We start from the raw sequence: 9,390 nt of genomic DNA, 5'->3' as shown, positions 1-9,390 counted from the left end.
CCTGGGCCTATGCCACTGCACCGCTCAAGGCCGTGGCCTGACAACACCGCTTACCATCCGTCCGGGCCGTTGGTATAAGATCGGTCCGCGGGAATATCTCGATCCGGCCTCCGGCCCTCCGGCGATCGGCCCGGCCGAGGCAGTGCCTCGGCTTGGTCGGACCCGCGTCGCGCGTGCCCGCGGCACGCTTGGTCGGAAAGTCAACGAGGTGGGCCGTTGGTACTACGGCACCGGCCAGGCGACCGGCCCCATGCCCTTGAAATGCTCGGCGAGGAAGTCGATGAAGGCCCGCAGCTTCGGCTGGGTGAACTTGCCTTCGGGATAGAGTGCGTAGATGCCGATGGTATCGCCGGCGCGCTCGGCCAGAACCTCGATCAGGCGGCCCGAGGCCAGCGCGTCGCCGAGCACGAAGGACGGCAGCAGCGCGATGCCGATGCCGGCCTCCGCCGCGCGCATCAGGGAATCGCCATTGTTCGCGGTCAGCCGGCCGCCGACCCGGATCTGGCGCTCCTCGCCCGACGGACCGCGCAGCCGCCAGAAGTTTCCGGTGGCGAGATGGGTGTAATGCAGCAACTGATGCTCGTGCAGGTCGTCGAACGTCACGGGCGTTCCCATCCGCGCGAGATAGTCGGGCGCGGCGACGAGGATACGCGTCGTCTCGGCGAGCTTGCGCGCCTTGAGCGAGCTGTCCTCCAGCACGCCGACCCGGATCGCCATGTCGTAGCCCTCGGCGATCAGTTCCACGAACCGGTCGTCGAGCACCATCTGGATATCGACCTCGGGATAGGCGAGGAGGAACTTCGCCACCGCCGCCGACAGCTGATTGATGCCGAAGCTGACCGGGACCGAGATGCGGAGCGAGCCCTTCGGCGTCGCCTGCATCGCCGTCACCATGCTGTCGGCCTCGGAGGCGTCGGTGAGCACGGTGCGCGCCCGGTCGTAATAGGCGAGACCCACCTCAGTCGGGCTGACCCTGCGCGTGGTACGATTGAGCAGCCGGACGGCGAGCCGTGATTCCAACGCGGAGACATGTTTCGAGACCGCGGATTTCGACAGGCCCATCTTGCGGGCCGCTTCGGTGAAACCGCCGTGATCGACCACCTGGACGAACGCCTCCATCTCCGTCAGACGGTCCATGGCACCCCCACTGTTTCCGGCTCATGGACGTTAGGGCGGGTTTTCGGGGACTGTCAATTGCCAGGCCCGTGAACGGGCGTCAGCCCGGGATGGGACAGGATTGGAGCTGCTGCGCGTAGCGCACGGACCAGGCCTGAACGTCGCGCGCGACGCCCGGCAGCCACGCCTTCTTCTTGTAGCTGCCCTTGGCGAAACCGGCCTTGCCCTCGTGATAGGCGAGATACTGGTTGTAGGCGTCGCCCAACGGCACGCCGTTCACGCGGCTGTTGAGGTTCATGTACCAGCCGATGAAATCGGACGAGTCGGCGAAATCGTCGCGGTCCGCGCCGGTCTGTCCCGTGTCGCGCATGTACCATTCCCAGGTGCCGTCGAGCGCCTGCGAATAGCCATAGGCGCTGGACCGCGGCACATGGCGCGAGAAGATGCCGCTGCCCACCTTCTTTGTCGGCCGGGCATCCGCCTCGAAGCTCGACTCGCGCGAGATGGTGGCGAGCTGCACCGAGACCGGGACGCCCCAGCGCGCTTCCGTGCGGCTCATCGCCTTGAACCAGTGGGGGCGTTCGGTCTGCATCCGGCAGGCATCGGTGACCGTGCTGGGCGGCTTTTCGCCCCCGCCGCACGAACTCAGAAGGACAAACGCCGCAAGGAGGGCAAACCGCCGCATGCGATTGAAACCTGTCAGATCGAAGACTGCTCAACGTGTCTTGTCGCACGTGTCGAGCGGATAATGCCTGGATTCCAGTTTTTTGCAAGCAGAAGCTCACGGTCCCCGCGCATCGGCCGCGATCAGAGCAATGTCCAACCGGACGGAATCGCCCGGTGGTCAAGACATTGCGCGAATTCAGGACTCTGGAGCGGACGAGCCGGCTCTGCCGGGTCGTCCGCTCTAGATGAAGAAGGCGAGCGTCGCGGGGATCGCAATCATCGAAATGGCGGTCGAGACGACGACGAGGCCCGCCACCTCGTCGGGTCGCGCCTGGTACTTCGCGGCGAGCATGTAGGAGGTGACGGCCACCGGCGTCGAGAGCTGCAACACCAGCACCCCGAGCGGCAGGCGCGACAGGCCGAGCAGGAGACCGATCGCCAGCGGCGCCGCCGTGCAGAGCGCGAGTTTCACGACGCAGAGCCAGAAGGCCCGCCCCAGCGCCCGCGGCCGCAGGCGCGAGATGGCGACGCCGAGCGTGATCAGCATCAGCGGAATCGCCATCTGCCCGACGAGATCGAGCGCCGAGCCGAGCCAGACCGGCACATGCCAGCCCAGAACCAGAAAGACCGAGCCGAGCACCGTGCCCCAGACCAGCGGCTCGCGGATCGCCCGCGCGGGCGAGCCGCCGCCGGCCACCACCCAGACCCCGAAGGTGAAGGACAGGATCGCCATCACCGCGAAGACGACGACGGCGAGGTCGAACCCGAGCTGGCCAAAAGCGAAGAGCGCGATCGGCAGGCCGAGATTGCCGGTATTGCCGAAGGTGATCGGCGCCCAGTAGGTCTGCGCGTCGAGGCCGAGCGCGCGCACCAGGCCCCAGGCGATCAGGCCGACGAGCACATAGGCCAGCAGCGAGGCCAGCACCGTGTCGCGCAGGAGGGCGGGATCGACCTTCGACCGGGTCAATGCCATGAAGATCAGGCACGGCACCGACAGGGTCATCGACAGGCGGGTCACGAATTCGACATCGTAGTTCCAGCCGAGGCCCCGGACCCAGGCGTAGCCGATGGCGGCGAGCAGGAAGACCGGGGCGACGATCTGGAATACCTGGAGGATCAGGGCCATCGACATTTCCGTCACTGCCGCCGCGGAAAGCCCGACCGCGCGGGTCGGGCTTGCCCGTGTTGTGGACATAAAGTCAACCGCTCTGTATGATGCGCTGCACTCTAGTCTTGACAGGTTCGCGGCCATGCTTACCGCCTCGGCAAAATTCACCGTCGGCCAGGTCGTTCGGCATCGGGTTCACCCGTTTCGCGGCGTGATCTTCGACGTCGATCCCACGTTCAGCAATACCGACGAATGGTGGGAGTCGATCCCCGAAGACAGCCGGCCGCGCAAGGACCAGCCGTTCTACCATCTGCTCGCCGAGAACGAGACCTCGTACTACGTGGCCTATGTGTCGGAACAGAACCTTGTCCGCGACGATTCGGGCGAGCCGGTGGATCATCCGGAGGTCGCCGAGATGTTCGGCCCGCTGCTCGAAGGCGGCCGCTACGACATGGACGGCCATCTGCATTGACCGGCGCCCCGGAGCCGGCGTCCCGGAGTCGGACGCGGGTCACCTCGGGCGCCGATTAACCAGCGCGGCCCGAACGATCCGGGAGCCGCTTGCCAAACCCGCGCGGCGCGCCCATTGTCTCGGGATGGACCAGAGTGCCGAGATCGCGCCCTTTCCTCGCCTCCCCGATCAGGTCAGCTTTCATCGCGTGGAGCTGTCGGCCATCCTCGGCCTCTATGGGCGCATGGTCGCCGCCGGGCTCTGGCGCGACTACGGCATCTCGATGCTGCGCGAGGCCGCGGTCTTCGCCGTCTTCCGGCACACCGCCGAGCATCCGCTCTATCGGATCGAGAAGCGCCCCCGCCTTGGCCGGCAGGGGATCTACGCGGTGATCGGCATGGACGGCCGCGTGCTCAAGCGCGGCAATGACCTCGCCTCCGTGCTGCGCGTGCTGGAGAAGAAGCTGATCCGCGCGATCTGATGGCGCCCCAACTCTGACCGGGTCTCTGACCGGGCGCCGCTCCGAAATCCCGCGTTCATTGAACCCCCGAGCCGGACTCCGGCCGGCGCATCGCCGTCCACAAAAAAAACTCCCCCGACCGTCGCCGGTCAGGGGAGCTTGATCCGTCTCGCGCCGCCCGGGCCGAGCCCGGAACGCGCCTTATTCGGCGGTCAGAAGCGGCGGCTTCTTGGTCGCGATCCGCGGCGCCGCGGCGGGCTCGAAGCGCAGCTCGATCTGGCCGTCCCGCACGAGAACCTCGACGAGGCCGCCCTTGGCCAGCTTGCCGAACAGCAGCTCCTCGGCCAGCGGCTTCTTGATGTTCTCCTGGATCACGCGGCCGAGCGGCCGGGCACCCATCTTGCTGTCATAGCCCTTGTCCGCCAGCCATTCGGTGGCTTCCGGGGTCAGCTCGATCTGGACGTTGCGGTCCATCAGCTGCGCCTCGAGTTGCAGCACGAACTTCTCGACCACCTGCAGGATCACCGATTTCGGCAGCGCGCCGAAGCTGATCACCGCGTCCAGCCGGTTGCGGAACTCGGGGCTGAACATCTTCTCGACCGCGATGGTATCCTCGCCCTCGCGCCGCTCGCGACCGAAGCCGAGCGCGTTCTGCGCCTGCTCCTGGGCGCCGGCGTTCGACGTCATGATCAGGACGACATTGCGGAAATCCACCGTCCGGCCGTTGTGGTCGGTCAGCTTGCCGTTGTCCATCACCTGCAGGAGGATGTTGTAGACGTCCGGATGCGCCTTCTCCATCTCGTCGAGCAGCAGCACGCAATGCGGATGCTGATCCACGCCGTCGGTCAGCAGCCCGCCCTGATCGAAGCCGACATAGCCCGGAGGCGCGCCGATCAGGCGGGAAACCGTATGTTTCTCCATGTATTCCGACATGTCGAACCGCAGCAGCTCGACGCCCAGCTGCTGCGCCAGCCGCTTCGCAACCTCGGTCTTGCCGACGCCGGTCGGGCCGGTGAACAGGTAGTTGCCGATCGGCTTCTCCGGTTCGCGCAGACCCGCGCGGCTCAGCTTGATCGCCGAGGCCAGCGCGTCGATCGCCTTGTCCTGGCCGAACACCACGCGCTTCAGCGACTTGTCGAGGTCCTTCAGCACCTCGGCATCGTCCTTGCTGACGTTCCTCGGCGGGATGCGGGCGATCTTGGCCACCACCGCCTCGATCTCCTTCGAGGTGATGGTCTTGCGCCGCCGGCTCTCGGGCAGCAGGTGCTGCGCCGCGCCCGCCTCGTCGATCACGTCGATCGCCTTGTCGGGCAGCTTGCGGTCATGGATATAGCGCGCCGACAGATCGACCGCCGAGCGGATCGCATCGAGCGTGTAGCGGATGTCGTGGTGATCCTCGAAATAGGGCTTCAGCCCCTTCAGGATCTTGAACGCATCCTCGACCGACGGCTCGTTGACGTCGATCTTCTGGAACCGCCGCGCCAGCGCGCGGTCCTTCTCGAAATGCTGGCGATACTCCTTGTAGGTCGTGGAGCCCATGCAGCGCAGCGTCCCCGACTGCAACGCCGGCTTCAGCAGATTCGACGCGTCCATCGCGCCGCCGCTGGTCGCACCGGCGCCGATCACCGTGTGGATCTCGTCGATGAACAGGATGGCGTTCGGATGCTGCTCCAGTTCCTTCATCACGGCCTTCAGCCGCTCCTCGAAATCGCCGCGATAGCGCGTTCCGGCCAGCAGCGCGCCCATGTCGAGCGAATAGATCGTCGTGTCGGCCAGCACGCCCGGCGTTTCGCCGTCGATGATCTTCCGCGCCAGACCCTCGGCGATGGCGGTCTTGCCCACGCCGGGATCGCCCACGAGCAGCGGGTTGTTCTTGCGCCGGCGGCACAGGACCTGAATGCAGCGTTCGACCTCGCCATCGCGGCCGATCAGCGGATCGACGTCGCCCCGGCGTGCTTTCTCATTCAGATCAACACAATACTTGTGCAACGCGGTCTCCTCGGCCTCCTTGCCGGCCTGGGCCTGGGCCTTGGGCTCGGGGGCAGCCTCCGCGCCCTTCACCGGCCGGGCCTCGCCATAGGACGGATCCTTGGCGACGCCGTGGCTGATGTAGTTGACCGCGTCGTAACGCGTCATGTCCTGTTCCTGGAGGAAGTAGGCGGCGTGGCTTTCGCGTTCGGCGAAGATCGCCACGAGAACGTTCGCACCCGTCACCTCCGACCGGCCGGAGCTCTGGACATGGATCGCCGCGCGCTGGATCACCCGCTGGAAACCGGTGGTCGGCGCGGCTTCGGAACCTTCGATATCGGAAATGAGCGCGTCGAGCTCCTCGTCGAGGAAGGCGAGGATCGTCTTGCGCAGCTTCTCGAGATCGACCCCGCAAGCCTTCATCACCCGGGCCGCCTCGGGCTCGTCCAGCAACGCGAGCAGCAGGTGTTCCAGGGTAGCCAGCTCGTGCTTTCGCTGGTTGGCGTGGCCAAGGGCGTTGTGGATCGCAGCTTCCAGTGTACTCGAGAATGAGGGCATAGTCCGCGTCCTTCCGTCTGAACCCGTCGGCGGGCAGCCGACGCGGGCAAGGAACTTCAGTCTTACCCGTTACCTGTTAAACTTCGGTTTTATTCCACGCGCTTCAAGGGCCAGTATGCCGGCCCGCGGCTCAAAGCGCAAAAAAAATGCAGGCCCCGCCTCGGGGATTTCCGGAGTGTTGCTGCAAGTGCTCAGTAAGCATCCTTGCGCTTCCGGATCTCGGCGAAAACTTGGGCATCAGGCGAATTGGGCAGGCCGAGCCGCGCTTTCAAGGCCGGATCTCGCGCCCGCAGGAAAGGATTGGTCGCAAGCTCCAGATCGAGCCGCGCCGGCACCGTCGGCGAACCGTTCGCCCGGGCCGCCTCGATCTCGGCCGCGCGCGCGGCGAGGGCCGGATTGTCACCGTCGATGGAGAGTGCGAAGCGGGTGTTGGCCTGGGCGTATTCATGCCCGGAATAGACCCGCGTCTCGCCGGGCAGCGCCGCCATCCGCGACAGGCTGCGCCACATCTGGTCCGCCGTGCCCTCGAACAGCCGGCCGCATCCCATGATCATCAGGCTGTCGGCCGAGAACAGCGCTCCGGCCCCCGCGAAATAATAGGCGACATGCCCGACCGTATGGCCCGGCACGTCGATGACCTCGCCCATGCTCGCACCGACCGCCACCGTATCGCCGTCCTCGACGGCGATATCGAGCGCGGGCAGCCGGCGCCGGTCGGCGGCCGCGCCCACGACCGTGGCGCCGTAGGTCTCGCGCAGCGCGTCGACCCCGTCGATATGGTCGGCGTGATGGTGGGTGATCAGGATCATGTCGAGCGTCCAGCCCCGCGCCGCCAGCGCCTCCTCGATCGGCTTCGGTTCCGGCGCGTCCACCACGGCCACGCGCCGCCCGGCGACATCGCGCAGCAGATAGGCGTAGTTGTCCCGCAAGCAGGGCACGACGACGATTTCCAGCCCCATCCCGATCCCCCCCGCGCCCGCCCGGCCGCCCCGCGGCCGGCCACCTTGCGATTGCCTTGGCGCCAGTCTGTCGGATCGGCTAGTTTGGCGCAATGCATCTGGATGTGCTCGACCTGCGCGCCTTCTACTACCGAACCAAGCTCGGGCGCTCGACGCAGCGGAGCTTGCAGCAGGCCTTGCGGCGGCTCTGGCCCGACACGCGCGGCATGACCGTGGTCGGTTTCGGCTTCGCGGCCCCCGTGCTGCGGCCGTTCCTCAACGACGCGCGTCGCGTGCTGGCGCTGATGCCGGCCCAGCAGGGGGTGATGCCCTGGCCGCCCGGCGGTGCCAATGTCAGCTCGCTGGTCGAGGAAACCCGCTGGCCGATCGCCGCCGGCACCGTCGATCGCCTGATCGTCGCGCACGGGCTCGAGACCTGCGAGAGCCCGGACGCGCTCCTCGCCGAGCTCTGGCGCGTCCTGGCGCCGGGCGGACGGGTGCTCTTCATCGTCCCGAATCGCGCCGGCATCTGGGCGCGACGTGACGTCACACCCTTCGGCTATGGCCGGCCGTACAGCTTCGGCCAGCTCGAGAAGCAGCTCGTCAAATCCCGCTTCGTCCCGGAACGGCACGCGGCGGCGCTCTATGCTCCTCCGTCGCACCGCCGATTCTGGCTGCAGACCGCGCAGTTCTGGGAACGGCTGGGGCGACGGTTCGATCCGCAGTTCATGGCCGGCGCCCTGCTGGTGGAGGCTTCGAAGCAGGTCTATGCCCGCCCGCCGGCCGAAGGCGCCCCCGCCGCCGTGCCCGGCCCGCTCGATGTTCTCGGCGGACTCGCCCGGCCAAAACCCGAACCCGTCGTCAGCCGGAATCGCGATCGACTCCGGCCCGATGCCGGGTTCGTGAGGGCCTCGTGAACGGGATCCGAAAAAATGAAGCGGGGCCATGCGAATGGCCGCTCACGGAACCTGCTCCGAACCGGGCGCAATGTATTGCCACCCAGCGATCCCTCTGCTATCACCGCGCCGATTTCACTTGGGTGCGCGCAGCTTTGCCGCCAGAGTGACACACGGGCCGCTCGTGGGGGGCGGATTTAGCCGAGAACGAAAGGGTGGTCGTGGCCAGCTCAGCATCTCTGACCTCGGGCGTCGCGGGACGCTACGCCACGGCGCTATTCGAGATCGCAAAGGAAAGCGGTCAGCTCGACAAGGTGGAGGCGGATCTCGCGACCGTCCAGACCGCCCTCGACGGCAGCGCGGACCTTCGCGACATGATCGCCTCGCCGGTATTCAGCCGTGAGGACCAGGGTAACGCCATCCGCGCCCTCGCCGGGAAGATGGACCTTGGTCCCGCCGTTACCAATACCCTGCTGCTCATGGCTCAGAATCGCCGGCTCTTCGTCGTGCCGGGTCTGATCGCCGGGGTCCGCGCCCTGATCGCCGACGCGCGCGGCGAGGTGACGGCCGAGGTGACGGCGGCGAAGCCGCTCACCCAGGCCCAGACCCAGGCGCTGGCCGACACGCTCAAGGCCAGCGTCGGCCGGGACGTGAAGCTCGATGTCACTGTTGACGAAAGCCTGATCGGCGGCCTCGTGGTCAAGGTCGGGTCCCGCATGATCGATACCTCGATCCGCGCCAAGCTCGCCAATCTCCAGAATGTCATGAAAGAGGTCGGATAATGTCGATCCAAGCCGCTGAGATCTCCGCGATCCTCAAGGAACAGATCAAGAATTTCGGCCAGGAGGCCGAGGTCGCGGAAGTGGGTCGCGTGCTGTCCGTGGGGGACGGCATCGCCCGTGTCCACGGGCTCGACAATGTCCAGGCCGGCGAGATGGTCGAGTTCCCGGGCGGCATCCGCGGCATGACCCTGAACCTCGAAGTCGACAATGTCGGCGTCGTGATCTTCGGGTCGGACCGCGAGATCGGCGAAGGCGACGTGGTGAAGCGCACGAAGTCGATCGTGGACGTGCCGGTCGGCAAGGGCCTGCTCGGCCGCGTTGTCGACGCGCTCGGCAATCCGATCGACGGCAAGGGTCCGGTCGCCGCGACGGAGCGCCGAATCGCCGACGTAAAGGCCCCCGGCATCATCCCGCGCCAGTCGGTGCATGAGCCGATGGCGACCGGCC

The 9,390-nt window shown here is 66.8% G+C and carries 9 protein-coding genes and 1 pseudogene; 5 read left to right on the top strand and 5 right to left on the bottom strand.

The window, feature by feature from the left end; all coding sequences use genetic code 11:
* Positions 1 to 222 precede the first annotated feature (222 nt).
* From Q0480_RS05045 to Q0480_RS05035, 3 genes are all read right to left on the bottom strand, one after another.
* Positions 223 to 1,137: a LysR family transcriptional regulator gene (locus tag Q0480_RS05045; protein WP_299131264.1), complete on the bottom strand. Its 915-nt coding sequence runs from the start codon at positions 1,135 to 1,137 to the stop codon at positions 223 to 225.
* Positions 1,138 to 1,216: 79 nt separating this feature from the next.
* Positions 1,217 to 1,801 (bottom strand): lytic transglycosylase, encoded by a 585-nt coding sequence (locus Q0480_RS05040; RefSeq protein ID WP_299131262.1) that lies wholly within the window; start codon positions 1,799 to 1,801, stop codon positions 1,217 to 1,219.
* Between the two features lie 222 nt (positions 1,802 to 2,023).
* Positions 2,024 to 2,908 (bottom strand): AEC family transporter, encoded by an 885-nt coding sequence (locus tag Q0480_RS05035; RefSeq protein WP_299131260.1) that lies wholly within the window; start codon positions 2,906 to 2,908, stop codon positions 2,024 to 2,026.
* A 124-nt stretch (positions 2,909 to 3,032) separates the two neighbouring features.
* Here Q0480_RS05035 and hspQ point away from each other — a divergent pair, with 124 nt between their 5' ends.
* Both hspQ and Q0480_RS05025 read left to right on the top strand, forming a co-directional pair.
* Positions 3,033 to 3,362, top strand: coding sequence for a heat shock protein HspQ (gene hspQ / locus Q0480_RS05030; protein WP_299131258.1), 330 nt, complete (start codon positions 3,033 to 3,035; stop codon positions 3,360 to 3,362).
* Between the two features lie 124 nt (positions 3,363 to 3,486).
* On the top strand, positions 3,487 to 3,822 hold the full coding sequence (locus Q0480_RS05025) for a DUF2794 domain-containing protein (RefSeq protein ID WP_299131256.1): 336 nt from the start codon (positions 3,487 to 3,489) through the stop codon (positions 3,820 to 3,822).
* A 180-nt stretch (positions 3,823 to 4,002) separates the two neighbouring features.
* On the opposite strand, the gene clpA is transcribed toward Q0480_RS05025, so the two are convergent.
* On the bottom strand, positions 4,003 to 6,327 hold the full coding sequence (gene clpA, locus Q0480_RS05020; RefSeq protein WP_299131254.1) for an ATP-dependent Clp protease ATP-binding subunit ClpA: 2,325 nt from the start codon (positions 6,325 to 6,327) through the stop codon (positions 4,003 to 4,005).
* Between the two features lie 191 nt (positions 6,328 to 6,518).
* Positions 6,519 to 7,286 carry a hydroxyacylglutathione hydrolase gene (gene gloB, locus Q0480_RS05015; RefSeq protein WP_299131253.1) on the bottom strand — a complete coding sequence of 256 codons (768 nt, stop codon included), beginning with the start codon at positions 7,284 to 7,286 and terminating at the stop codon, positions 6,519 to 6,521.
* A gap of 92 nt (positions 7,287 to 7,378) precedes the next feature.
* Here gloB and Q0480_RS05010 point away from each other — a divergent pair, with 92 nt between their 5' ends.
* The 3 genes and pseudogenes from Q0480_RS05010 to Q0480_RS05000 all read left to right on the top strand — a co-directional run.
* Positions 7,379 to 8,182 (top strand): methyltransferase domain-containing protein, encoded by an 804-nt coding sequence (locus Q0480_RS05010; protein ID WP_299131252.1) that lies wholly within the window; start codon positions 7,379 to 7,381, stop codon positions 8,180 to 8,182.
* A 200-nt stretch (positions 8,183 to 8,382) separates the two neighbouring features.
* Positions 8,383 to 8,943 carry a F0F1 ATP synthase subunit delta gene (locus tag Q0480_RS05005; protein ID WP_299131266.1) on the top strand — a complete coding sequence of 187 codons (561 nt, stop codon included), beginning with the start codon at positions 8,383 to 8,385 and terminating at the stop codon, positions 8,941 to 8,943.
* Positions 8,943 to 9,390, top strand: a pseudogene (locus tag Q0480_RS05000) (F0F1 ATP synthase subunit alpha); the annotation flags it as partial. The gene Q0480_RS05005 and the pseudogene Q0480_RS05000, both read left to right, overlap by 1 nt.

The sequence above is a fragment of the uncultured Amaricoccus sp. genome, from assembly GCF_937891315.1.
Classification (GTDB): domain Bacteria; phylum Pseudomonadota; class Alphaproteobacteria; order Rhodobacterales; family Rhodobacteraceae; genus Amaricoccus.
This window is presented reverse-complemented; position numbering and strand designations above follow the sequence as displayed.

Bases quoted from the DNA above. Each gene is read 5' to 3' on its own strand.
- Q0480_RS05045 (WP_299131264.1), bottom strand. From the start codon at position 1,137: ATGGACCGTCTGACGGAGATGGAGGCGTTCGTCCAGGTGGTCGATCAC.
- Q0480_RS05040 (WP_299131262.1), bottom strand. From the start codon at position 1,801: ATGCGGCGGTTTGCCCTCCTTGCGGCGTTTGTCCTTCTGAGTTCGTGC.
- Q0480_RS05035 (WP_299131260.1), bottom strand. From the start codon at position 2,908: ATGGCCCTGATCCTCCAGGTATTCCAGATCGTCGCCCCGGTCTTCCTG.
- hspQ (WP_299131258.1), top strand. From the start codon at position 3,033: ATGCTTACCGCCTCGGCAAAATTCACCGTCGGCCAGGTCGTTCGGCAT.
- Q0480_RS05025 (WP_299131256.1), top strand. From the start codon at position 3,487: ATGGACCAGAGTGCCGAGATCGCGCCCTTTCCTCGCCTCCCCGATCAG.
- clpA (WP_299131254.1), bottom strand. From the start codon at position 6,327: ATGCCCTCATTCTCGAGTACACTGGAAGCTGCGATCCACAACGCCCTT.
- gloB (WP_299131253.1), bottom strand. From the start codon at position 7,286: ATGGGGCTGGAAATCGTCGTCGTGCCCTGCTTGCGGGACAACTACGCC.
- Q0480_RS05010 (WP_299131252.1), top strand. From the start codon at position 7,379: ATGCATCTGGATGTGCTCGACCTGCGCGCCTTCTACTACCGAACCAAG.